Source organism: Halomonas sp. C22, from assembly GCF_007655045.1.
Lineage (GTDB): Bacteria > Pseudomonadota > Gammaproteobacteria > Pseudomonadales > Halomonadaceae > Vreelandella > Vreelandella hamiltonii.
Map to the genome: position 1 here is coordinate 157126 of NZ_VBVC01000001.1, position 21805 is coordinate 178930.

21 protein-coding genes and 5 tRNA genes are annotated in these 21805 nt (G+C 59.6%); 15 read left to right on the top strand and 11 right to left on the bottom strand.

What is annotated here, in order from left to right; all coding sequences use genetic code 11:
* Position 1: 1 nt before the first annotated feature.
* The 5 genes from ccoG to ccoN all read right to left on the bottom strand — a co-directional run bounded on the left by ccoG (position 2) and on the right by ccoN (position 4854).
* Positions 2-1438, bottom strand: coding sequence for a cytochrome c oxidase accessory protein CcoG (ccoG, locus tag FEU76_RS00760; RefSeq protein ID WP_144979576.1), 1437 nt, complete (start codon positions 1436-1438; stop codon positions 2-4).
* A 209-nt stretch (positions 1439-1647) separates the two neighbouring features.
* Entirely contained in the window at positions 1648-2577 is a 930-nt protein-coding gene (gene ccoP, locus FEU76_RS00765; RefSeq protein WP_039181516.1) for a cytochrome-c oxidase, cbb3-type subunit III, read from the bottom strand.
* Positions 2574-2798 carry a CcoQ/FixQ family Cbb3-type cytochrome c oxidase assembly chaperone gene (locus tag FEU76_RS00770; protein ID WP_039181513.1) on the bottom strand — a complete coding sequence of 75 codons (225 nt, stop codon included), beginning with the start codon at positions 2796-2798 and terminating at the stop codon, positions 2574-2576. Before FEU76_RS00770 ends, ccoP begins: the two co-directional genes overlap by 4 nt.
* A 3-nt stretch (positions 2799-2801) precedes the next feature.
* Positions 2802-3410, bottom strand: coding sequence for a cytochrome-c oxidase, cbb3-type subunit II (gene ccoO, locus FEU76_RS00775; RefSeq protein WP_016916188.1), 609 nt, complete (start codon positions 3408-3410; stop codon positions 2802-2804).
* Between the two features lie 19 nt (positions 3411-3429).
* Positions 3430-4854 carry a cytochrome-c oxidase, cbb3-type subunit I gene (gene ccoN, locus FEU76_RS00780; protein ID WP_039181509.1) on the bottom strand — a complete coding sequence of 475 codons (1425 nt, stop codon included), beginning with the start codon at positions 4852-4854 and terminating at the stop codon, positions 3430-3432.
* Between the two features lie 177 nt (positions 4855-5031).
* Between ccoN and FEU76_RS00785 the strand changes: the two genes are divergently transcribed.
* The 6 genes from FEU76_RS00785 to FEU76_RS00810 all read left to right on the top strand — a co-directional run bounded on the left by FEU76_RS00785 (position 5032) and on the right by FEU76_RS00810 (position 6439).
* Entirely contained in the window at positions 5032-5787 is a 756-nt protein-coding gene (locus FEU76_RS00785; protein ID WP_144979579.1) for an alpha/beta fold hydrolase, read from the top strand.
* Positions 5788-5857: 70 nt separating this feature from the next.
* A tRNA-Val gene (locus FEU76_RS00790) sits at positions 5858-5933 on the top strand.
* Positions 5934-5978: 45 nt separating this feature from the next.
* Positions 5979-6055, top strand: a tRNA-Asp gene (locus tag FEU76_RS00795).
* 36 nt (positions 6056-6091) lie between these two features.
* Positions 6092-6168 (top strand) — tRNA-Asp (locus FEU76_RS00800).
* A 47-nt stretch (positions 6169-6215) separates the two neighbouring features.
* A tRNA-Val gene (locus FEU76_RS00805) sits at positions 6216-6291 on the top strand.
* A 71-nt stretch (positions 6292-6362) separates the two neighbouring features.
* Positions 6363-6439 (top strand) — tRNA-Asp (locus FEU76_RS00810).
* A 182-nt stretch (positions 6440-6621) separates the two neighbouring features.
* Here the strand turns inward: FEU76_RS00810 and FEU76_RS00815 are convergent.
* From FEU76_RS00815 to glcD, 4 genes are all read right to left on the bottom strand, one after another.
* Positions 6622-7023 (bottom strand): heme-binding protein, encoded by a 402-nt coding sequence (locus tag FEU76_RS00815; protein WP_039175367.1) that lies wholly within the window; start codon positions 7021-7023, stop codon positions 6622-6624.
* An 81-nt stretch (positions 7024-7104) separates the two neighbouring features.
* Entirely contained in the window at positions 7105-8337 is a 1233-nt protein-coding gene (glcF, locus tag FEU76_RS00820) for a glycolate oxidase subunit GlcF (protein ID WP_144979582.1), read from the bottom strand.
* A 14-nt stretch (positions 8338-8351) separates the two neighbouring features.
* On the bottom strand, positions 8352-9449 hold the full coding sequence (gene glcE, locus FEU76_RS00825; protein WP_144979585.1) for a glycolate oxidase subunit GlcE: 1098 nt from the start codon (positions 9447-9449) through the stop codon (positions 8352-8354).
* Positions 9450-9466: 17 nt separating this feature from the next.
* Positions 9467-10966 carry a glycolate oxidase subunit GlcD gene (glcD, locus tag FEU76_RS00830; protein ID WP_039175374.1) on the bottom strand — a complete coding sequence of 500 codons (1500 nt, stop codon included), beginning with the start codon at positions 10964-10966 and terminating at the stop codon, positions 9467-9469.
* 212 nt (positions 10967-11178) lie between these two features.
* On the opposite strand from glcD, the gene glcC reads away from it, so the two are divergent.
* Together glcC and FEU76_RS00840 are read left to right on the top strand one after the other, a co-directional pair.
* Complete coding sequence (gene glcC / locus FEU76_RS00835) at positions 11179-11958, top strand: transcriptional regulator GlcC (protein ID WP_144979588.1); 780 nt, start codon at positions 11179-11181, stop codon at positions 11956-11958.
* Positions 11959-12003: 45 nt separating this feature from the next.
* Positions 12004-12528: a gamma carbonic anhydrase family protein gene (locus FEU76_RS00840; RefSeq protein WP_144979590.1), complete on the top strand. Its 525-nt coding sequence runs from the start codon at positions 12004-12006 to the stop codon at positions 12526-12528.
* Between the two features lie 78 nt (positions 12529-12606).
* Here the strand turns inward: FEU76_RS00840 and FEU76_RS00845 are convergent, their stop codons facing one another.
* A complete protein-coding gene (locus tag FEU76_RS00845) occupies positions 12607-14298 on the bottom strand; it encodes an L-lactate permease (RefSeq protein WP_144979593.1) in 1692 nt (563 codons plus the stop codon).
* A 375-nt stretch (positions 14299-14673) separates the two neighbouring features.
* On the opposite strand from FEU76_RS00845, the gene FEU76_RS00850 reads away from it, so the two are divergent.
* The 3 genes from FEU76_RS00850 (at position 14674) to FEU76_RS00860 (ending at position 16680) form a co-directional block, all read left to right on the top strand.
* On the top strand, positions 14674-15369 hold the full coding sequence (locus FEU76_RS00850; RefSeq protein ID WP_016916198.1) for a glutathione S-transferase family protein: 696 nt from the start codon (positions 14674-14676) through the stop codon (positions 15367-15369).
* An 88-nt stretch (positions 15370-15457) separates the two neighbouring features.
* Complete coding sequence (locus FEU76_RS00855; protein WP_016916199.1) at positions 15458-16147, top strand: glutathione binding-like protein; 690 nt, start codon at positions 15458-15460, stop codon at positions 16145-16147.
* 176 nt (positions 16148-16323) lie between these two features.
* Entirely contained in the window at positions 16324-16680 is a 357-nt protein-coding gene (locus tag FEU76_RS00860) for a phasin family protein (protein ID WP_016916200.1), read from the top strand.
* Positions 16681-16742: 62 nt separating this feature from the next.
* Here the strand turns inward: FEU76_RS00860 and uraD are convergent, their stop codons facing one another.
* Entirely contained in the window at positions 16743-17285 is a 543-nt protein-coding gene (gene uraD / locus FEU76_RS00865) for a 2-oxo-4-hydroxy-4-carboxy-5-ureidoimidazoline decarboxylase (protein WP_144979596.1), read from the bottom strand.
* A gap of 124 nt (positions 17286-17409) precedes the next feature.
* On the opposite strand from uraD, the gene uraH reads away from it, so the two are divergent.
* The 4 genes from uraH to FEU76_RS00885 all read left to right on the top strand — a co-directional run bounded on the left by uraH (position 17410) and on the right by FEU76_RS00885 (position 21802).
* Entirely contained in the window at positions 17410-17763 is a 354-nt protein-coding gene (gene uraH, locus FEU76_RS00870; RefSeq protein WP_081136265.1) for a hydroxyisourate hydrolase, read from the top strand.
* 11 nt (positions 17764-17774) lie between these two features.
* Positions 17775-18974, top strand: a complete 1200-nt coding sequence (locus FEU76_RS00875; RefSeq protein ID WP_144979599.1) for a urate hydroxylase PuuD — start codon at positions 17775-17777, stop codon at positions 18972-18974.
* 24 nt (positions 18975-18998) lie between these two features.
* Positions 18999-19715 (top strand): GntR family transcriptional regulator, encoded by a 717-nt coding sequence (locus tag FEU76_RS00880; RefSeq protein WP_081136260.1) that lies wholly within the window; start codon positions 18999-19001, stop codon positions 19713-19715.
* Between the two features lie 449 nt (positions 19716-20164).
* A complete protein-coding gene (locus FEU76_RS00885; RefSeq protein ID WP_139790039.1) occupies positions 20165-21802 on the top strand; it encodes an ABC transporter substrate-binding protein in 1638 nt (545 codons plus the stop codon).
* Positions 21803-21805 lie beyond the last annotated feature (3 nt).

Genomic DNA, 21805 nt, shown 5'->3' on the forward strand with positions numbered 1-21805 from the left:
CTTATCTCCTAACGTCGCCCAGGAAGCGCGTTTCACGCTCCGAGCGAATGGTATCGTCTTGCTGAGACTGCAAGATGAAAGTGATCGGTTGGCTGGGCTGTTGCAGCTCAGTTGGGTCGGCCAGGACGGTCACGATCTGGGTGCGTGTCTCGCCAGCAGGCACTTCTATCGACGTGCGGTCCAGGGCGAGTGTCTCGAGCCCGGTCGCGCTCAGTTGATAGGTATGGGCCGTATTGTCCAGATTGCGAATCGTCAGGTTATAGACGTTACTGACCTGACCCTCTCGCGTGATCTGGTAAAGTTGTGTGCGTTCTCGCTCTGCCTCGAAGTCCAGCGGCATGCGCTCATTCACCGCCCAGGCGAACGTGGCGATCATGACCAGTAGTGCGGCCAGATAGCCCAGCAGGCGGGGGCGTAGCACATGACTCTTCTTGCCTTCCAGTGCATTTTCCGTGGTATAGCGAACCAGCCCGCGCGGGTAGCCCATGCGATCCATGACGCTGTCGCAGGCATCGATACAGGCGGCGCAGGTGATGCATTCGTACTGAAGGCCGTCGCGAATATCGATCCCCGTGGGGCACACCTGCACGCACAGCTCGCAGTCGATACAGTCACCGTATCCTGCCGCCTGAGCCTGGGAATGGGTGAGGGTTTTCTTGCGGCTGCCGCGCGGTTCTCCCCGGGTGGCGTCGTAAGAAACGATCAGCGTATCACGGTCGAACATGACCGACTGAAAGCGAGCGTAGGGGCACATGTAGATGCACACCTGCTCACGCAACCAGCCCGCATTCAGGTAAGTGAACACCAGGAAGAAGCCGACCCAGAAGTAGGACCAGCCGTGTGCCTCCAGTGTGGGCAGTTCGACCACCAGTGAACGAATGGGCGTGAAATAGCCCACGAAGGTCACGCCGGTGGCCAGAGCGATCAGCAGCCAGGCGCTGTGCTTGGCGGTCTTGCGCCACGCCTTGCTGGCGTCCATGGCCTGTTTGTCCAGCTTGATGCGCTGATGGCGGCTGCCTTCGATACGGTGTTCCAGCCAGATGAACAGGAAGGTCCAGACGCTCTGCGGGCAGGTATAGCCGCACCAGACACGACCAGCAAACACCGTGATGAAAAATAGCCCAAAGGCACAGATGATCAATAGCCACGAGAGCAGCACGAACTCTTGTGGGTAGAAAGTCGCCGCAAAGATATGAAACTCACGCCCCGGCAGGTCGAACCATACGGCCGGTCGATCCCCCCAGTTCAACCAGGGAAGCAGAAAGAAGGCCATCATCAGCGCCCAGTTGGCGCTGCGCCGAACCTTTTGGAACAGACCTTTGATTTCACGCACGTAGATATGCCGCCGCTTGGCGTACATCTCTTGGGTCTCGTTCTGGCCAGGCGTGTGGTGCCCAACGGTTGGCGGCGTAATATCGTGGCTAGGTATTTTTTCCATGGCGGTGATCGCAGCTCAGTGAGGCAGACGTGGGCGGCAGCCGAAGGGTGGTCGCTGGCGTAGTAGCGTTATGCCGTGTCGCTAAACCTGTGTCGATAAACAATAGTGTAACGGATCGCCGAGCGGCTGAGCGGTTGCTGGATGTAGAAAGGGTGCGGTATGAAACCGCACCCTTGGTGCACGCTGGCGTCAAACGCCTGTCAACGAGATCAGTCGCGGAAGCGCAGGCTGTACACGTAAGCGGCCACCAGGTGGACGCGCTCTTCACCGATGTACGCCGCCTGGGCAGGCATGTGGCCGTTACGGCCGTTGCGCAGCGTTTGGCGTACAGAGTCGGCAACGCTCTGCCCTGGTGCCTGATACAGCCAGATATCGTTGGTCAGGTTGGGGGCGCCGAGTGCCGTGTTGCCAGTGCCGCTAGGCGTGTGACAGGCGGCACAGGCGGCCAGGAAGGTGCTTTCACCGCTGGCTGCGCGCTCCTCGTCGTGCTCCAGGTTGGAGAGCGACAGCACGTACTGGGTCAGGTTCTCGATGTTGTTCTCACCGAGCTGCTGCCAGGAGGGCATCAGACCATTCCGACCGTTGTTCAAGGTGGTCAGAATGTTCTCGGGTTCGCCGCCGTACAGCCAGTCGTCATCGGTCAGGTTCGGGAAGCCGTAGCCGCCCTGGGCGTTGGAGCCGTGGCACACCGCGCAGTTGTTCAGGTAAATGCGCTCGGCCACCTGCATGGCCTCGGCATCACGCGCCAGTTCGGGAATCGGCACTTCCTGGTACTGAGCAAAGATCGGTGTGAAGCGCTCGTTGGCCTGCGCCACTTCTTCTTCCCACTGACTTTCCTGAGACCAGCCCAGCACGCCCGCGTAGTTGCCCAGACCTGGGTACAGCACCAGATAGCCCAGCGCAAAGACCACGGTCAGGATGAAGAGCTTGAACCACCACTGGGGCAGGGGGTTATCGTACTCTTCGATGCCATCAGCCGCGTGGCCAGTGGTCTCTACATTGCCATCAGCATCCGGGGTCTTGTCGGTGCGGCGGTTGGAGATCAGGATCCAAACGCTCAGCGCAATCGTGCCCAGAGTGATGACGATGATCCAGGCGCTCCAGAAGCTGGATAGGGAGTCACCCCATAAGTTATTCATCTATTCTTATCTCCCCTGTCGTGGCGGGAATCCGCTTCGCCCTCTGGCGAAGCATGCTTGTCACGGGTCGGTTGCTTATCGTTTTCATCGTCGGCAAAGGGCAGGTTGGCCGCTTCATCGAAGTCGGGTTTGCGCCGCTTGGAGTAGGCCCAGAAGAAGATGCCTACGAAAGCGACAATGAGAATGAACGTGATAAGTCCGCGGAAAGTTCCCGTATCCATAACTTAACGAGTGCCCTCGAGCACGGTTCCTAACTGTTGCAGATAGGCCACCAGCGCAGTGATTTCCTGCTGGCCGCGTACTTCGGCGGTGGCGTTGGCGATATCTTCATCGGTGTAGGGAACGCCCAGCTGACGCAGTACACGCATCTTGCGCGGTGTCGCTTCGCCATCCAGGGTGCGCTCGAACAGCCAGGGGTAAGCCGGCATGATGGACTCGGGCACGACATCGCGCGGGTTGTACATGTGGGCGCGGTGCCAGTCATCGCTGTAGCGGCCGCCTACGCGCGCCAGGTCTGGCCCCGTACGCTTGGACCCCCACAGGAAGTTGTGCTCGTATACCTGCTCACCAGCCACGTTGTAGTGGCCGTAGCGCTCGGTTTCCGCACGGAACGGGCGAATCATCTGGGAGTGACAGCCCACACAGCCTTCGCGGCGGTAGATGTCCCGGCCTTCGAGCTCCAGTGCACTCAGCGGGCGCAGCCCCTCCACGGGCTCCGTCGTATCCTTTTGAAAGAACAGTGGCACGACTTCGGCCAAGCCGCCGAAGCTGATCGCAACCAGGATCAAGACGGCGAGTAGGCCAACGTTCTTTTCGACAATCTCATGTTTCATTGGTCTGAACTTCCCCGGTTTAAGCGGCTTGTGGTGCCGAGTAGCTGATGGCTTCACGACGCTTGACGGTCATGTACACGTTGAACGCCATGATCAGCATGCCGACTACCCAGAACAGGCCGCCTATCAGACGAACGAAGTAGCCTGGGCCACTGGCTTCGACAGACTCAACGAAGGTGTACATCAGCGTGCCGTCGGCGTTGATGGCGCGCCACATCAGGCCTTGCATGATGCCATTGACCCACATCGCCGCGATGTACAGTACGGTACCGATGGTGGCCAGCCAGAAGTGCACGGCGATCAGGCTGACGGAGTACATTTCGGTGCGGCCGAAGACCCGCGGAATCAGGTGGTACATGGAGCCGATGGTGATCATCGCTACCCAGCCCAGGGCACCAGAGTGCACGTGGCCGATGGTCCAGTCGGTGTAGTGAGACAGCGCGTTGACGGTCTTGATGGCCATCATCGGGCCTTCGAAGGTCGACATGCCGTAGAACGACAGAGCCACGACCAGAAAGCGCAGGGTCGGGTCGGTGCGCAGCTTATGCCAGGCGCCCGAGAGGGTCATCATGCCGTTGATCATGCCGCCCCAGGAAGGTGCCAGCAGGATGATCGACATGATCATGCCCAGCGACTGCGCCCAGTTGGGCAGTGCGGTGTAATGCAGGTGGTGCGGGCCTGCCCACATGTAGATCATGATCAGCGCCCAGAAATGGACGATGGACAGACGGTAGGAGTAGATCGGACGCTCGGCCTGTTTCGGCACGAAGTAGTACATCATGCCCAAAAAGCCTGCCGTCAGGAAGAAGCCCACCGCGTTGTGGCCGTACCACCACTGCACCATGGCATCCACGGCACCGGCATAGATCGAGGTGGAGTACATCATGGTGACAGGAATGGCGGCGTTGTTGACGATGTGCAGCACGGCCACGGTCAGGATGAACGCAGCAAAGAACCAGTTGGCCACATAGATGTGGGACGTGGCGCGCTTCTTGATCGTCATCAGGAACACGATGGCGTAGCTGATCCAGACAACGGCAATCAGGATGTTGATTGGCCATTCCAGCTCTGCGTACTCTTTCGTGGTGGTATACCCCAATGGCAGGCTGACCACGGCAGAAAGGATGACCGCCTGCCAACCCCAGAAGGTGAACGCGGCGAGCTTGTCAGAGAACAGACGTGTCTGACAGGTACGCTGAACGACGTAATACGACGTCGCGAACAGCGCTGAGCCACCGAAGGCAAAGATGACGGCGTTAGTGTGTAACGGACGAAGACGCCCGAAGCTAGTCCAAGGTAAGCCGAGGTTCAGTTGCGGCCAAACCAGCTGGGAGGCGAGGATGACGCCAATCGTCATGCCCACGATGCCCCACACAACGGTCATGATCGCGAACTGCCGAACTACCTTGTAATTGTAGGTCGGGTGTTCCAGTGCTGTGCTCATTTCATGTTCCCATCGAACGCGGTTAGGGGGTAACCCGTAGCATTGTGCATTAGCATTTTGCCTGGGTGCGGCCACCCGCTTGATGATGCAGGTCAAGATCCGGCCTAGATTCTATCGCAGCCGAGGCTTAAGCTGAACACGCCAATGGATGTAACGCTGAATTAGCAGGAGTCGACGTTGTCCTATTACGCTGGCCTGGGGTTCGAGCCGCTTGCGCCACAGGCACTGTTCAAGGGTATTGCCAGCCCCGCTGTTCAGCGCTTTTACGTGGAAGGATATGGGCCGGTGAGTGTTTCCGGCATGCCCCGGCAGGGGCGCTTGCTGCTGCTGCACGGTGCGGGAGCAGGGCACCTGAGCGATTTTATGCGGCAATTTGCCGCGACGCTGGCGGCGCATGACATACAGGTATGGGCTATCGATTTGCCCTACATGCAGCAGATGCACGAGCAGGGCAAGCGTCGCCCGCCACCACCCGTGCTGAAAAGTGTGGCCTGTGTCGCTGACTGGTACTCCCTGATCGAGCCGTTGGGCCCACTTCCTTTATGGGTGGGGGGCAAGTCCATGGGCGGGCGCCTGGCGTCGTTATTTGCCAGTGAGCGGACGTGCCCAGGCGTGATCGCCGTGGGGTATCCGTTCCATCCTCCTAAAAAGCCGGACGTGCTGCGAACGGAGCACTTTGCGTCGTTGTCCTGCCCGACGTTGATCATCCAGGGCGAGCGAGATCCTTTTGGCACCCGTGCTGAGGTAGAGAGCTACCGACTACCGAGGCGCGTGCAGGTGGAATGGCTTGCCGATGGGGACCATGATTTCAAGCCACGGAAATTATCCGGCCTGAATCAAAAGGTTTTGATTGACGAGGCTGCCCGGATTGCGGCATCCTTCGTCCGCGCTCAAGGAGCGGAAGTCGGTGATACGTGCAGCACACTGGTTTAAATGCAGAATTTAAACGCTTCGTGTTGACATTTGAACAGGCTTCTGTAGAATGCAGCGCCACGTGACCAGCGGGTGGTTAGCTCAGTTGGGAGAGCACCAGCCTTACAAGCTGGGGGTCACTGGTTCGAACCCAGTACCACCCACCATTGACATGGTGCCCTGGAAACGTAAGCAGCAAGTGATGCATTTGTGGACCGGTAGTTCAGTCGGTTAGAATGCCGGCCTGTCACGCCGGAGGTCGCGAGTTCGAGTCTCGTCCGGTCCGCCATCATCGCTCAATGTTGCACATCAGTTATCGTAATTCGGACCGGTAGTTCAGTCGGTTAGAATGCCGGCCTGTCACGCCGGAGGTCGCGAGTTCGAGTCTCGTCCGGTCCGCCACGATAACCTGAAGCAGTCGATTGATCAGCCAATGGCTGTCAATGATCGGGTGGTTAGCTCAGTTGGGAGAGCACCAGCCTTACAAGCTGGGGGTCACTGGTTCGAACCCAGTACCACCCACCATTCAAGTAGCGCGCATAGCGACTGAACCGCTTTGATGACGCCCTTGCAATGGTCTTGAAGTGTCTTAACGTGGACCGGTAGTTCAGTCGGTTAGAATGCCGGCCTGTCACGCCGGAGGTCGCGAGTTCGAGTCTCGTCCGGTCCGCCATTAAGCACTTATCGGTTATGCATGTGCATGCAAGCACGTCGATAAAACCGAACACATTCCAAAAGCCCGGATCTTCGATCCGGGCTTTTTTGTCGTTTCTATTTCCATATGTTTCTATTTCCAGATGCCTATGTTCAGGCGCGCATGACGCCGTTTGTCACGGCGTCAGCGGTGCTCAGTGGTCAGGCGATAGCGCTGACACCGGCTTTGGCGATCTGGACATCCTGGTCCGGCTTGACGCCAGAAATCCCCACGGCACCCACGACCTGGCCATCCACGATGATCGGTACGCCGCCGGACAGCAGCCCCTGCAACGGTGCCGAGACAAACGCCGTACGGCCACCGTTGATCATCTCCTCGAAGATTTGCGTCTCTTTGCGGCCGAGCGCTGCGCTGCGCGCTTTTTGGGTCGCTACTTCGGCGCTGAACGGGGCAGCGCCATCTAGCCGACGCAGGGCCAGCAGGTGGCCGCCATCGTCGGTGACGGCAATGGTCACGGGCCAGCTGTTGTTGTCGGCTTCTTGCTGTGCGGCGTCCAGTACTTGAATGACGTCGGCTTGGCCCAGAACGGCTTTGGTTTGCATCAAAGTATCCTTCTTATCATGGGGGGTGAGGCGCGGCGCCTGACGGGCAAGGCGTGATGCCAGGGGCCGCGAGTATCGAGGTTATACCAGGGCAGCGTCGACGACTTCTACCCAGTGGCGGACTGGCGTGCGATTGGCACTGGCCAGATGCGTCTGACAGCCGATATTGGCGGTCACGATCACTTCGGGGTTGCCTGCTTCCAGAGCATTGAGTTTGTTGTCGCGCAGCTGGGTGGCGAGCTCCGGCTGGGTCACCGAGTAGGTGCCTGCCGAACCGCAGCACAGGTGGGCATCCTTGACCGGAGCCAGCGTAAAGCCGAGTTTGCCCAGCACGCTTTCCACCGCGCCGTTGAGCTTCTGGGCATGCTGCAACGTACAGGGGCAGTGGAATGCCAGACGCTGATGCTCCTTGAGCTGCAGGGCCTCCAAAGGCTCGTCGCGCAGAATCTCGACGATATCCTTGGCCAGTGCGCTGACGCGCTGGGCCTTTGCCGCGTAGACAGGGTCGTCCTTGAGCATGTCGGCATACTCTTTGACGAAGGCGCCGCAGCCGCTGGCGGTTTGCACGATGGCTTCGGCCCCTTGCTCGATTTGCGGCCACCAGGCGTCGATATTGGCGCGCATGCGCTGGCGACCGGCTTCCTGTGCATTGAGGTGGAAGTCGATGGCACCGCAGCACCCCGCTTCACTGATCGGTGTGACGCTGATGCCCAGGCGGTCGAGCAATCGAGCCGTCGCCGCATTGGTGTTGGGCGAGAGACCAGGCTGCACACAGCCTTCCAGGATCAATACCTTGCGCGTATGGCGCTGGCTGTCGGGGCGTTGACCTGCATCCACCGGAGCGGGCGGCATTTTGCTGCGCAGCTTGCCAGGCACCAGCGGTTTGAAGGTTTGCCCCAGACTCAGCAGCGCCTTGAAGCGCTTGGGGTCCACCAGCATTTTACGCAGGGCGTAGCGTTGGGCGCGTTCGGCGGCCGAGCGGGGCACGCGGCGCTCGATCTCGGCGCGTCCTATATCCAGCAGCTTGTGATACTCGACGCCCGAGGGGCAGGTGGTTTCACAGTTGCGGCAGGTCAGGCAGCGGTCGAGGTGCAGGCGAGTCTCTTCGGTGACCTGGTCATCGTCATCGCGGCTCTCCAGCAGCTCTTTCATCAGGTAGATACGCCCGCGTGGCCCGTCTCGCTCATCGCCCAGCAGCTGGTAAGTGGGGCAGGTGGCGTTACAAAAGCCGCAGTGTACGCAGGTGCGCAGAATGCGCTCGGCTTCCTGAATATGCGGTTTCTGGCGGTCGGCATCGGTAAAGTGCGTCTGCATGTCAGCTCTCCTGATTAAAATGCCGCATAAAGACGACCAGGATTGAAAATGCCGTGGGCATCCAGTTCGGCCTTCAGGTTGCGATGATACTTTTCCACGACTGAATTCAGTGGCGTGAACGGTGACTCCGCACCGCCCTGATGATGCGGGGTGTAGCAGGTGGCGTGGCCGCCTGCCTGCTGGCAGGCATCGCGCAGGGTTTGCGCGGGCAATGGGGTTTTCACCCAGCGCTGGCTGCCGCCCCAGTCGTAGAAGATATCGCTTTCATCGACGGCCAGTGCCAACGGCGGTGTATGGGGTGGTAGCGACAGGCGCCACAGAGCTTGGCCCTCGGCCAGGTTGAAAAAGGCGTGCTGCAGGTCGCGTAGCTGCTGCCAGAAGTCTGCCGAGAGGGCGTCGCCGCCCAGCCGCTCTTTGGTCGCCTTGACCGAGCTTTCGCCGCCTTCCAGGCGAATGAACAGCTCGCCCGCGTGCCAGGCCGCGGCGGTGATCGGCAGCGGCTGGCGGCCCAGCTCGGAGAGCTTCGCCAGGGCGTCTTCCAGCCCCATGGAGAGGCGCAGGCTATGGCTGGCGGGGGGAATCGGCAGCACCTTGAAAGAGATATCGGCCAGTACGCCCAGCGTGCCCTGGGCGCCGGTCATCATGCGGGAGAGATCGTAGCCCGCCACGTTCTTCATGACTTCGCCGCCAAAGCGCAGCAGTTTGCCTTCCTGGGTGATCACCCGGGTGCCCAGCACGAAATCCCTGGCAGCCCCGGCCCAGGGGCGACGGGGGCCGGACATGCCGGTGGCGACCGCACCGCCAATGGTGCTGGCTTCGCCAAAGATCGGTGGCTCGAAAGGCAGCATCTGATGCTTCTCGGCAAGTGCTGCGTTCAGCGCGTCAAGCCGTGTGCCGGCCCGCACGGTCACCACCAGCTCCACGGGGTCGTAGGAGACAATGCCACGATGGGCCGCGACATTGAGCTCCGCGCCTTCTACCGGGCGGCCATAGAAAGCCCGAGTGTTTCCCGCCACGATGCGTAGCGGGGTGCGCTCGGCGTAGGCGCTGCGCACCTGTTCGCACAGTTCAGCGGCGATATCCTGGTCAGCGTGTATCGCTAGTTCGGTCATGGTCGGTCCTTGTGGCATCAGAAGCGTGGCAGCTCCGGATGCGGTAACTCGTTGTTATGTACATGCATGGCGCCAAATTCGGCGCAGCGCGCCAGGGTCGGAATGTTCTTCCCCGGGTTGAGCAGCCGTTGCGGGTCGAAGGCCGCTTTCAGAGCGTGAAAGACCGTCAGTTCGTCGGGCTGAAACTGGCTGCACATCTGATTGATCTTCTCGCGCCCTACGCCGTGCTCGCCGGTAATCGAGCCTCCTGCGGCAACGCACAGCTCCAGAATCTTGCCACCGACGTCTTCCGCCAGGGCCAGCTCACCCTCTTTGTTGGCATCGAACAGAATCAGCGGGTGCATATTGCCATCGCCCGCGTGAAACACGTTGGCCACAGCCAGGCCACTCTCCTCGGAAAGCGCGGCAATGCCCTTGAGTACCCGGGGCAGCTCGCGGCGGGGAATGGTGCCATCCATGCAGTAGTAGTCCGGTGACATGCGGCCTACCGCCGGGAAGGCGTTCTTGCGCCCGGCCCAGAATTTGGCGCGCTCGGCTTCGTCCCGGGCCTGTTGAATATGGGTGGCCCCGGCCGTTTCCAGTACGCGGCGAACGGTCTCGCAGTCGTCGTCCACGTCTGCTTCGACGCCGTCCAGCTCGCAGAGCAGAATGGCTTCGGCATCCACTGGATAGCCCGCCTTGATGAAGTCTTCTGCGGCCTGAATGGCGAGCTTGTCCATCATTTCCAGGCCACCGGGAATGATCCCTGCGGCAATGATGTCACCCACTGCGCGGCCTGCCTTTTCGATATCGTCGAAGCTGGCCATGAGGACCTTGGCGGTTTCCGGCTTGGGCAACAGCTTGACGGTAATCTCCGTGACCACCCCCAGCATGCCTTCGGAGCCATTCATCAGCGCGAGCAGATCAAAGCCTGGCGCATCCAGCGCTTCGGAGCCCAGCGTCATGTGCTCGCCTTCGATGGTCAGTACGTCCACGCGCAGCACGTTGTGCACGGTCAGGCCATACTTGAGGCAGTGCACGCCACCGGCGTTTTCGGCGACGTTGCCGCCAATGGAGCAGGCAATCTGGGAAGACGGGTCGGGCGCGTAATACAGGCCATAGGGCGCCGCCGCCTCGGAAATCGCCAGGTTGCGAACGCCGGGTTGTACCCTGGCCAGACGGGCATCGGGGTCGACGCTGATGATCTGATTGAAGCGCGACATGACCAGCAGCACGCCTTGTTCCAGGGGCAGGGCGCCGCCGGAAAGCCCGGTGCCTGCGCCGCGGGTCACCACCGGTACGCCCAGGGCGTGACAGCGCTTGAGCAGGCCTTCCACCTGGGCCAGCGTTTCCGGCAGGGCGACCAGCATGGGCAGCACCCGATAAGCCGCCAGGCCATCGCATTCGAATGGGCGCAGGTCTTCTTCGCGGTGCAGCAGGGTCAAGGTAGGCACAGCGCTTTGCAGGTCGCTGAGCACCTCGGCTTTATCACGGTGGACGAGCTCGCCATCGAGGCGCTCGTCGAACAGGATATTCATCGCGACATCCTTCATTTTTATCGTTGAACAGAGCAGCAGGTCGCCGCCGCTTGACGCCAATCTGAGCTTTTTTCAGGCGCCTGTCCAGCCTGTGGTGCAGTGGTCTGACCAGTAATTGGTCGATAGTCGCAAGGTTCGTGGCATACTCACCCCAGGCAGCTACTTGGTCTTACCGCCAGGAGGCGTCGTGGCTCAAGCAGAGAGGAGGGCAAGTGGTACTCAACAACGATGACATCGCCATGGGCAAACGCACGCCCGAGCACGTGGCGGCCAAGCTGGAAGAGCTGATTCTCGAGGGAGTCTTTCGACCGGGCCAACTGCTGCCTTCCGAGCGGCGGCTATGTGAGCGTCTGGGCGTTTCTCGTGCCTCCCTGCGTGAGGGGCTGAGGATCTTGCGCAGCAAGGGCATCATCAACACTCGCCAGGGCCATGGTTCCACCGTGGCGTCGCTGTTGCCGAGCCAACACCAGAGCCCGCTGATGCATCTGTTCCGCGACCATCCGCGGACGCTGTTCGACCTGCTGGAAGTGCGCGCGCTGCTGGAGGGCGAGTCTGCCTATCTGGCGGCTCGGCGTGGCACGTCCATGGACCGCGTGCTGATCACACGCCGCTATCGTGAGATGGCCGAATACGCTGCCCAGACGGATACCCTGGAAGTCGAGCAGTTGGCGCGGCTGGACCACGCGTTTCATCTGGCCATCTCCCAGGCCTCCCACAACCCCGTGCTGGTGCATACGCTGCAGGGGCTGACCGATCTGTTGCTCAGCTCGGTCTTTGCATCGGTCAAGCACCTCTACCACCGGCCCGGGCCCAGAGAAATGATCAATCAACAGCACGCACGCCTGCATGACTCGGTAGTCAGCGGCCACGCCGAGCAGGCGCGGCAGATTGCGCTGGAGCACCTCACCAGCATCAGTGAACTGCTGAGAGAGCTGGAGGCGGAGCACGATCGCCTGGAGCGCTCCGCCATGCGTCTGGATCAGTGGCAGTAATCATGACACTCTCCATGAGCGAATAACCAACAAAAGGAGCGTTACGTGGCCATCTATCAATTTGGCGAGCATCGGCCCGCTATTCATGAAGATGTATACATTGCCGACACGGCGGACGTCATCGGTCAGGTTACCCTGAAGGCTCGCGCCAGCGTGTGGTATCAGGCCGTACTGCGCGGCGACAGCGACCATCTGGAAATCGGTGAAGAGAGCAACATTCAGGATGGCGCCGTGCTGCACGCGGACCCCGGCTACCCGCTGAAGGTGGGAAAGGGGGTGACCGTCGGGCACCAGGCGATGCTGCATGGCTGTACCGTGGGGGATGGCTGCTTGATCGGCATTCAGGCGGTCGTGCTCAACGGCGCCGTGATTGGCGAGAACAGCCTGGTAGGCGCGGGAGCCTTCATCAAGGAAGGGGCGGTCTTTCCGCCAAACTCGCTGATTGTCGGCTCACCTGCCAAAGTGGTCAGGGAGCTGTCGGCAGAGGCGGTGGAAGCGCTGAAGCTGAATGCACAAAGCTATGTGATACGGGGCAAGCAGCACGCTGACTCGCTCAAGCGCATCGATTGAGCCTGCCTGTACCTGAAAACGCCCACCCCCAGGCGTGGCCCGGGGGTGGGAGAGGGTGTCTGAGCACAACTGAGGTTGTTACATCAGCGGATCAGTGATACCCAGCACATAGAACGCGACCAGCGCGATGATACCGGTGAATACCAGGTAGTAGATGGTCGGAATGATCGTTTTACGAATCGTGGTGCCTTCGCGACCCAGCAGGCCAACGGTTGCCGAGGCGGCGACCACGTTGTGAATCGCGATCATGTTACCCGCTGCAGCACCCACCGCTTGAAGGGCGACCATGACGGCGGTTGAGAGCCCCAGGGTTTGCGCAATGCTGAACTGGAACTCGGCCAGCATCAGGTTGGAAACCGTGTTGGAACCGGCGATGAAAGCACCCATGGCACCCACGGCGGGCGCAAAGAAGGGATAGACACCACCCACGCCGTTGGCGACGGCCTGGGCCATCATGACGGGCATGGAGACCAGGTCTGCGCCATTGACGCCCGAGTTGATCAGTATGCGCACCATCGGCACGGTGAAGATGAGTACGAAACCCGCACCAAAAATGGTCTTGGTGGACTCTGAAACCGCAGCGCTCATCTGACGCGGATTCATCTTGTGCAGGAAGTAGGTGATGAACACCACGGCTAGAATGATGCCGCCCGGCAGGTAGAGCGGCTGGAGGCCGCCGCTGACGCCGGTTTCACCGAAAATGTTGGTCCAGTTCAGGTTCACGGAAGTCAGTGCCACACGCAGGGGCTCGACGGTACGGGAGGCCACCAGGAAGATCGCCAGCAGTACATAGGGAATCCAGCCTTTGAGCGTCGAAATCGGTGTCTTGCCTACCACGTCATCCAGCTTGATCTGCAGATTGCCGATCCACTCATCCGGCCAGGAGGTGGCTTCCGGGAAGTCCCAGGTGTCTTTCGGCAGCAGGAATCCTTTACGCGCGGCGGGTACGACAATGGCCAGACCGACCATGGCACCGATCATCGAGGGGAACTCTGGTCCCAGGAAGACGCCTACCAGCATGTAAGGTACGACGAACGCGATGCCCGTGAAAATGGCGAACGGAGCAATGGACAGCCCCTCTTTCCAGGAGCGGTTGGCGCCAAAGAAGCGCACCATGATCAGCACCAGAATCAGCGGCATGAGAATACCCACGATGCCGTGAGTGATTGCCGTGGTGCTGGTGACCTGCTGGAAGAACGCTTCCCAGGTGGAGCCGTTGGCTTCCAGTTGCGCCGTGATGCCGGCACGGTCGAGGCCGCTGCCCACGCCCACCACAATCGGGGTGCCCACTGCGCCAAACGATACCGGGGTCGACTGAATCATCATGCCTACCACGACGGCCGCCAGCGCCGGGAAGCCCAGGGCCACCATCAGCGGTGCAGCCACCGCAGCGGGGGTGCCAAAGCCTGAGGCGCCTTCGATAAAGCAGCCAAACAGCCACGCTACGATCAGCGCCTGCACGCGGCGGTCCGGGCTGATGCCTGAAAAGCCGTTACGGATGGCCGTGATGCCCCCAGAGTGCTTGAGGGTGTTCAGCAGCAGGATGGCGCCAAAGATGATCCACAGCAGGCCAGCGGTCTGGATCAACCCTTGAACGGTGGATGCCGCGACACGGCTGAACGACATGTCCCATGCAGTCAGGCCGATAATGGCAGCGGTGAGGAAAACGATCGGCATCGCTATCTTGGCGGGAATCTTAAAGCCTATGAGCAATATCCCGGCCAGCAACAGCGGCAGAAATGCCAGAAGAGCTAGTATATTTTCATTCATGGGAGGAACGGCCCCTTGTTATTGATTTGGTGTGCTCCGCGAAAGCCAACGCATCATTTTCAATGATAGTTGGGACAGCGTGAAAGATACGGTCAGGCGCCTGGAATGACTATATTGGAAAATTGGTCTTACCAGTAAAAGGGGCTTTTTCGGCCGCGTATCGAGGCGTTTTTTTAATATCAAGTGACTGTTATTCATTGCTTTTTTAGCGCTGCAAAGAAGCGCCGAGTCGACACCGTTATTAGACTAATAGACAGTTCAGTCAAGGAGGAGAAAGGCAGTACACAGAGGAGGGATGTTCTAGGCCTATCGCGTATGCTGTGACGGCGTATAGTGTAGGTGCACTCTTTACCTCTTTTCAGGAGTCGTTCGACCATGGCCATCACGCTTTATGATTTGTGCGGTCGCGATGATCGCTTGAGATTTTCTCCCTACTGCTGGCGCGTGCGCATGGCGCTGGCCCACAAAGGGCTGGCATACACTACGGTGGCCTGGCGGTTTCAGCAGAAAGAGGCGCTGGCATTTGCCCACTACGACAAGGTGCCGGTGTTGACCGATGGCGATACGGTGGTCACCGACAGCTTCGACATCCTGCGCTACCTGGATACCACTTACCCTGAGGCTCCGGTGCTGGGCGATGGACTGGGCTTGCAGCGTGTCACGCTATTCAAGCAACTGGTGGACCGCAGCATTACGCCCGCGCTGTTTCGTATCGTGGTGCTGGATCTGCTGGAAGCCATCCACCCGGAGGATAGGGAGTACTTCCGCACCACCCGTGAAGCGCGCTTTGGGGCCAGCCTCGAGGCGGTTCACGACCCCGATAAAGGCCGCCAGCAGCTGCACCAGGCGCTGGTACCCGTCAGTGCGCAACTCAAGGAGATGCCTTTCCTCGATGGTGACTCCCCTGCCGGAGCAGATTACCTGCTGTTCGGCAGCATGATGTGGGCCTATAGCGTCTCGACCGAAACGCTGGTGGAGGAGCGTGACCCCGTGGCCGGATGGTTCCAGCGCATGCTGGCGGTACACGATGGCGTGGCGGGCAAGGCCATGACCATTCGTGATCTATACTAGGCAAAGCGGTAATCGCCGCTGACATTCACAGGCAACATGAAGGGCCAAACCCTGTATGGGCACGCCCTTCATGGACAAGGAGATGGCAATGATTGACCTGTATTACTGGACAACGCCCAACGGCCACAAAATCTCCATCATGCTTGAAGAAGCGAAGCTCGCCTATCGTGTAAAGCCCATCAATATCGGGCGAGGCGAGCAGTTCGACCCCGAGTTCCTGGCCATTGCGCCCAATAATCGCATTCCTGCCATCGTCGACCATGCCCCGCGCGACGGGGGGCAGCCCATGGCGCTGTTCGAGTCAGGGGCGATTCTGGAGTACCTGGCAGACAAGAGTGGCCAGTTCCTGCCAGCAGAAGGGCGCGAGCGTTATGTGGTACTGCAGTGGCTGCACTGGCAGATGGGTGGGCTAGGCCCCATGGCCGGGCAAAATCATCACTTCTGCCACTATGCGCCCCACAAGATCGACTACGCCATCGAGCGCTACGTGCGTGAAACCAATCGGCTTTATAGCGTGCTGGACCAGCGTCTTTCTCAGCAGCACTATGTGGGCGGCGACCGTTACTCGATTGCCGACATGGCCATCTACCCATGGATCGTGCCCTGGGAAAAACAGCGCCAGACCCTGGAGGAGTTTCCCGACCTGGAGCGCTGGTTCGAAGAGCTTTCTCAGCGTCCCGCCATTCGCAAAGCCTATGCATTGGTCGAGGATGTGAACCCCCAGGCAGGTGCGCCCATGGATGACCTGGCGCGTAAGCACTTGTTCGGAAACCGCTAATAATGATTAACCGCGAGTGAGTCATCGCTAATGGCGATGCAGCGTGCGTGAAGGTGAAAAATTCATGTTGCGCTGCACAAAAAGCGCTGCTAGCTTTGATATTAGCAACGGCAACCGCCTATCAAGATGCGCCGTCGAGCGCATCGTACCGCTAGCTCACTCAAGGAGATTTAGTGATGAACAAGACAGCAGAAAAAACCAGCCAGCAGTTCGAGTCCGTGTTTGTTTCCCCCATGCGCTCTTACACACTGGCAGCGCTGGACTACTACGAGCAACTGGTCGGCGCTCAAATGGATGCTGCACGCGCCTATTCCGACATGACCATCGCCCAGGCGCGCACCTGGCTCGACGTCAAAGACGCCGATAGCTTCAAGAAAGCCATGGAAAGCCAGCAGAAAGCGGCCAGCGACATGATGGAGCGCATGAAAGGTGACTCCGAAAAAGTGACCTCTATCAGCCAGGGCTTCCTACAGGAAAGTCAGAAAATGGCGGAAGAGACCACCAAGAAAGCAGCCGATACTGCCAAATCGTAACGGTTGCTCCATGAAAATGCCGCGCCCTGAAGCGCGGCATTTTTTTATCCGAAGAGCGGGCGTTAGGTGGCGTCGCCTGCGCGCGCTCTCAGCCGAAACCGTGCAATCCTGATGATTTGCTCGATGGCCGTTTTTCTTTCTTGTGCCGGATCGTTGTTCAACCGTTTTTCAAAGGCCTCCAGAATGGCATAGCGGTCCAGGCCCTTGACGGCAATCACGAAGGGAAAGCCAAATTTTTCCTGATAGGCGGCGTTCAACTGCTCGAAGCGGGCAAACTCTTCCGGTGAACACTGATCGAGCCCAGCACCGGCCTGTTCGCTGGTAGAGTCGTGGGTCAGCTCCCCGGCCAACGCGGCTTTGCCGGCCAGGTCAGGGTGTGCCTGAATGACGGCCGTCTGCTGCTCGGGAGATGCCTGTTGAAGCATCTTGCCCATCAGTTCGGCCAGCGCATCCGGGGCGTCGTGAGTCTCTTTCAGGCCGTGTTGCCAGGCAGCCTTGGCCACCCAGGGAGAGTGTTCATAGACATCGCCATAGTGTGCCACGAAGGTTTCCAGGCTGCTTTGGCTCGGGGCAGGGGACAGTCGCAAAGGCGTTTCAGTCGGCACAAGGGTTCTCCAAGCGTGCGAAAAGGGAATTGCTGTATACAATAAATAGCATCAACGGTACTCTTTGACCAATAGGTCAAACCTGCCAACAACACCAATAACCCTGCCAATATGAGGAGTGACGATGGGACGCTTGACTACCCACGTGCTGGATACCGCCAAAGGGCAGCCCGGTCAGGGCATCATCATCGAGGTCTTTCGGTTGACCGGTGGCCAGCGCGAGCCGTTAGCGACCACCGTCACCAACAGCGACGGCCGCTGTGATGCGCCGCTGTTGGAAGGCGAGGCGCTGACCGCTGGCGAATATGAGCTAGTGTTTCATGCGGGAGACTATCTACGCCAGCAGGGGGTCGAGGCTGCCGAGCCCCGCTTCCTGGACGTCATCCCGCTGCGCTTTGGCGTGGCCGATGCCAGCCAGCATTACCACGTACCGCTGCTGCTCTCGCCGTATGGCTACTCGACCTATCGCGGTAGCTGAGGGGGCTTCACATGCAAGCGTACACTATCGAATTTGCCAACCTGCTGCTGCGCTGGCTCCACGTGATCGCCGCCATTGCCTGGATCGGAGAGTCGATCTATTTCGTCATGCTGGATAACAGCCTGCGCACGCCCAAGGCTCAGGAAGATCGTGACAAGGGTGTGTTTGGTGAGATGTGGGCGGTGCATGGCGGTGGTTTCTATCATAACCAGAAATACGCCACGGCCCCTGCCAAGCTCCCCAACGACCTGCACTGGTCGTTCTGGAAAGCCTACACCACATGGCTCTCTGGCTTTGCGCTGTTCGTCATTCTTTATATGGTCAATCCGGGTTTCTACCTGGTCAACCCCAACAGCAACTGGGCCTGGGCGGCCAACCTCACCGGATGGCAAGCCAACCTGCTGGCATTGAGCTTCCTGCTGGGCGGCTGGGTGGTCTATAACGAGCTCTGCAAGCGTATCAGCCCGGATATGCAACGTGACGGCCTGCTGAGCATTGCCGTGGCGGTGATGATGGTGGTCGTGGCGTATTTGAGCACCCAGATGTTCACCGGGCGGGCAGCCTTTCTGCTCACCGGGGCCGTCATGGCCACGGCCATGTCGGCCAACGTCTTCTTCTGGATCATTCCCGGCCAGCGCCGCATGGTCAAGGCCATGAAAGCCGGAGAGGCCCCCAACCCGCTAGATGGCAAGCGCGGCAAGCAGCGCTCGGTGCACAACACCTACTTCACGCTGCCGGTGGTGCTGCTGATGGTGAGTAATCACTACTCTTTTCTATACTCCCATGAACAGGCCTGGATCGTCATGGCCCTGTTCATCTTTGCTGGCGCGTTGATTCGTCAGTTCTTCGTGCTGATGCATGCGGGCAAGGTCCAGCCTGCTTATCCTGCGATAGGCGTAGGGCTCATTCTGCTGGCGTTCTGGGTAGCGGCCCCCAGCCCGCGCGCCGCCGTGGAAAGTACCAGTGCGGCCCCCGACCAGGCCCAGATCACCGCTCTGGTGGAGCAGCACTGTACCCTGTGCCATGCGCGTAACCCTGAGCACGCCGGGTTCTCCGCGCCGCCTGCGGGCTACGCCTTCGATAACTGGGAAGAGATACTGGGCCACAAGGCACAGATTCAGCGGGTCGTCGCCACTCGCTACATGCCGCTGGGCAATATCACCAACATGAGTGACGAAGAGCGCGATATCATAGCGGCCTGGGAGGAGTAAAACGGTTCGCAGAGAGGAGACCCCATGAGCGAAGCGCAGACGGCGTTGAAACGGCGGCCCACGGAAAAAGAGGGTGACGAGCGCCACGAAGCCATTTACCGAGCAGTGAGCGATGCCATCGTGGAGCAACGCCTCAAGCCGGGTGCCCGGCTGCGCGAAGATGCCCTGGCAGAGGTGTTTGGCATCAGCCGCACGGGGATCCGTAAAATCCTGCAGCGGCTGGCGCTGGAGCAACTGGTGACCCTGACCCCGCGCCGTGGGGCCAGCGTGACGCGCCCTACTGCCGATGAAGCCAAGGACGTGTTCGATGCACGCCAGCTCATCGAGTGCGGCCTGATGCCGGACGTGGCAAGGCGCATGGATGCGAAGGCGGCTGCCGAGCTGCGAGACATGGCCAGGCAGGAGCGACAGGCCCTGCGCAGCGGCCAGCAAAGCGTGGCCATCCGTCTCTCGGCCGATTTTCACGTGCGCCTGGCGCAGCTCTCCGGCAACGCCACCCTGGCGGAATTCGTCGAGCGCCTCTGCTCGCGCTCTTCACTGATCCTCGCCGTATATGGTCATCGCGGCCACCTGGGCTGCGAGTCCCACGACCATGACGACCTGATCGGCTACCTGGAAGCAGGCAATGGCGAACGTGCCAAGGCCTTCATGAGCCGTCACCTCAAGGCCATCGAAGCGTCGCTGTCGATAGTCGAAGAGAAAAGTGATACGCCCGACCTGCGTGAAGTCTTTCGTCTTTGAACTCTATCACCGCAGTGCCTGATCACCGCAGTGCCGGGTAGGCGTTGGGTCGTTTCAAAGCCTGCTGGCGCTGTCCGTGATGCCATTTTCCTCGATGTGTGCTCATGAGTGGCCTTGAGTGGGCTGCGTCGGCTGCTGTGGCGCACTATTTTGGGTTGAACGCGTGCTCGCTTGCACCGTTGCAATGCCTTCAAGCCAACAGGTACAGCACAGGCGTCGCGCAGCAATAGCATCATTGTGTTGTCTTTCATAAAAAGAGGGTCAGGAAGAACTCTCGCTAAATATCTCATGTATACGAAAAATATATTTTTTGTACATTTATTGTTGCTGCTTTTGGCACCGTTTTGATGGTTGGCCTCCTTTTTGGCACTCCTCTTGCACTACTTAAGCACGGTATAAGCATCAAGAGCTTTGCTTTCTGCTAAGTAAACAGTAAGGGGACGATTAAAATGGTATACAAGAAAATGGTGGCGACCCTGCGTTTCATGCATCAAACCCGACGTACCGCGCTGTTATCGCTGGGCGTAGCGCTTTTCGCAGCCCCAGCCATGTCGGACGAGCAAGTGCTGCGTATCGCGATGACGGCCTCCGATATTCCGCTGACGACCGGGCAGCCTGATAGCGGCTTCGAGGGTTATCGCTTCCTCGGTTACACCATCTATGATGCGTTGATCAACTGGGACATGTCCTCGGCAGAGGAGGTAAGTGGATTGACGCCAGGGCTGGCGGAAAGCTGGGAGGTCGATGCGGACGACCAGCGAGTGTGGGTTTTCAATCTGCGTGAAGGCGTGCTTTTCCATGACGGTAGTGAGTGGAATGCTGACGCTGCCATCTGGAACCTCGATAAAATTTACGATGAAGCGTCCGAGCAGTTCGATGCCCGCCAGGCAGGTAACGTCCGGGGCCGTATTCCTTCCATGGATGGCTACGAAAAAGTAGACGACTACACCATTCAGTTCACCACCAGCGAGCCAGATGCATGGTTCCCCTACCAGCTTTCCTTCCTGCTCTTCTCAAGCCCTGCGCAATGGGAAGCATTGGGCGGTGACTGGGATGCGTTTGCCAGCGCTCCTTCGGGTACAGGGCCTTTCAAGCTGACGCGCCTGGTGCCTCGCGAGCGTGCCGTGCTGGAACCCAACCTGGAGTATTGGGATGAAGCGCGTGTGCCTCGTTTGACACGACTCGAACTGATCCCGATGCCTGAATCCAGCTCGCGCACTTCCGCGCTGCTCTCGTCGCAGGTCGATTGGATCGAGTCACCGGCGCCAGATGCCATTCCTCGTATGCAGTCTCAAGGTATGGAGATCACCAGCAACCCTTATCCGCACACCTGGCCTTATCAGTTCTCCATGCAAGAAGGCAGCCCCTGGCGTGATATCAACGTCCGCAAAGCGGCTAACCTGGCAGTGGACCGTGAAGGTCTGGAAGCCATGCTGGGTGGTTTGATGGTGCCCGCAGTGGGTATCGTGGCGCCGGATCATCCCTGGTATGGCGAGCCCACCTTCGAAACCCGCTATGACCCCGAAGAAGCCATGCGGCTATTGGCCGAGAGCGGTTTTGGCCCCGACAATCCCGTCGACATCAAAGTGCTCATTTCGACCTCCGGCTCCGGCCAAATGCAGCCCTTGGCCATGAATGAGTACATTCAGCAAAACCTTGCGGAGGTTGGTATCGACCTCGAGTTTGAAGTGCTGGACTGGGAGTCGTTATTTCCAAACTGGCGTCGTGGCGCTGCGGATGCCAGCAGTCGTGGAGCGCATGCGACCAACATCACCTTCGCTTGGTTGGACCCGTTCTCTGCTTTCTACCGCTTCATGCACTCCAGTATGGCTCCCCCCAATGGCTTCAACTGGGGCTATATGAATGACCCTGAATATGACCGTTTGCTGGATGAAGCGCGTGTCACCTTCGATCAAGCCGAGCAAGACGCCATCCTCGCCGAGTTCCATGCCCGCATGGTCGATGATGCCGCTTGGCTGTGGGTAGCCCATGACGTTGGCCCGCGCGCGATGCAGCCCCACGTCAAAGGGTTCGTTCAGGCTAAAAACTGGTTCCAGGACCTGACCCCCGTCTATATCGAGGAGTGAGTT

Bases quoted from the DNA above. Each gene is read 5' to 3' on its own strand.
- FEU76_RS00815 (WP_039175367.1), bottom strand. From the start codon at position 7,023: ATGCAAACCAAAGCCGTTCTGGGCCAAGCCGACGTCATTCAAGTACTG.
- FEU76_RS00850 (WP_016916198.1), top strand. From the start codon at position 14,674: ATGGCCATCACGCTTTATGATTTGTGCGGTCGCGATGATCGCTTGAGA.
- glcF (WP_144979582.1), bottom strand. From the start codon at position 8,337: ATGCAGACGCACTTTACCGATGCCGACCGCCAGAAACCGCATATTCAG.
- FEU76_RS00875 (WP_144979599.1), top strand. From the start codon at position 17,775: ATGCAAGCGTACACTATCGAATTTGCCAACCTGCTGCTGCGCTGGCTC.
- FEU76_RS00885 (WP_139790039.1), top strand. From the start codon at position 20,165: ATGGTATACAAGAAAATGGTGGCGACCCTGCGTTTCATGCATCAAACC.
- FEU76_RS00855 (WP_016916199.1), top strand. From the start codon at position 15,458: ATGATTGACCTGTATTACTGGACAACGCCCAACGGCCACAAAATCTCC.
- glcE (WP_144979585.1), bottom strand. From the start codon at position 9,449: ATGACCGAACTAGCGATACACGCTGACCAGGATATCGCCGCTGAACTG.
- uraH (WP_081136265.1), top strand. From the start codon at position 17,410: ATGGGACGCTTGACTACCCACGTGCTGGATACCGCCAAAGGGCAGCCC.
- FEU76_RS00845 (WP_144979593.1), bottom strand. From the start codon at position 14,298: ATGAATGAAAATATACTAGCTCTTCTGGCATTTCTGCCGCTGTTGCTG.
- ccoO (WP_016916188.1), bottom strand. From the start codon at position 3,410: ATGAAACATGAGATTGTCGAAAAGAACGTTGGCCTACTCGCCGTCTTG.
- glcD (WP_039175374.1), bottom strand. From the start codon at position 10,966: ATGAATATCCTGTTCGACGAGCGCCTCGATGGCGAGCTCGTCCACCGT.
- ccoN (WP_039181509.1), bottom strand. From the start codon at position 4,854: ATGAGCACAGCACTGGAACACCCGACCTACAATTACAAGGTAGTTCGG.
- FEU76_RS00880 (WP_081136260.1), top strand. From the start codon at position 18,999: ATGAGCGAAGCGCAGACGGCGTTGAAACGGCGGCCCACGGAAAAAGAG.
- ccoP (WP_039181516.1), bottom strand. From the start codon at position 2,577: ATGAATAACTTATGGGGTGACTCCCTATCCAGCTTCTGGAGCGCCTGG.
- FEU76_RS00770 (WP_039181513.1), bottom strand. From the start codon at position 2,798: ATGGATACGGGAACTTTCCGCGGACTTATCACGTTCATTCTCATTGTC.
- FEU76_RS00860 (WP_016916200.1), top strand. From the start codon at position 16,324: ATGAACAAGACAGCAGAAAAAACCAGCCAGCAGTTCGAGTCCGTGTTT.
- ccoG (WP_144979576.1), bottom strand. From the start codon at position 1,438: ATGGAAAAAATACCTAGCCACGATATTACGCCGCCAACCGTTGGGCAC.